This is a genomic window from Pseudomonas sp. HY7a-MNA-CIBAN-0227, assembly GCF_040310325.1.
Lineage (GTDB): Bacteria > Pseudomonadota > Gammaproteobacteria > Pseudomonadales > Pseudomonadaceae > Aquipseudomonas.
The window spans coordinates 1-260 of the sequence record NZ_JBEOPT010000210.1 but is presented as its reverse complement, the minus strand read 5'-3'; the positions used below and the strand labels follow the sequence as shown (position 1 = coordinate 260).

At 37.3% G+C, this 260-nt stretch carries 1 protein-coding gene; it reads right to left on the bottom strand.

The window, feature by feature from the left end; all coding sequences use genetic code 11:
* Positions 1 to 61: 61 nt before the first annotated feature.
* Positions 62 to 260: oxidoreductase (locus AAEZ06_RS27615; protein ID WP_502948065.1), on the bottom strand; the 199-nt coding region annotated here is incomplete at its 5' end.

The following is a 260-nucleotide window of genomic DNA, read 5'->3' as shown; positions in this document are numbered from 1 at the left end:
ATAAAAATACTTACGTTTATAAGCAAAAAAATAAGACCACGAATGGTCTTATTTCACTAATTTATTTTTGGTAATAAGGATAATCACTGTAGCCCACATCAGTACCACCATACATCGTGGTAGGATCTACTTCATTCAATGGCCAGTTATTGGCAATACGCTCTGGCAGATCAGGATTGGCGATAAAAGGACGACCAAACGCGAATAAATCACCGTAGCCTTTTTCTAAAATGTTCACAGCTTTTTGTACCGTGTACTTG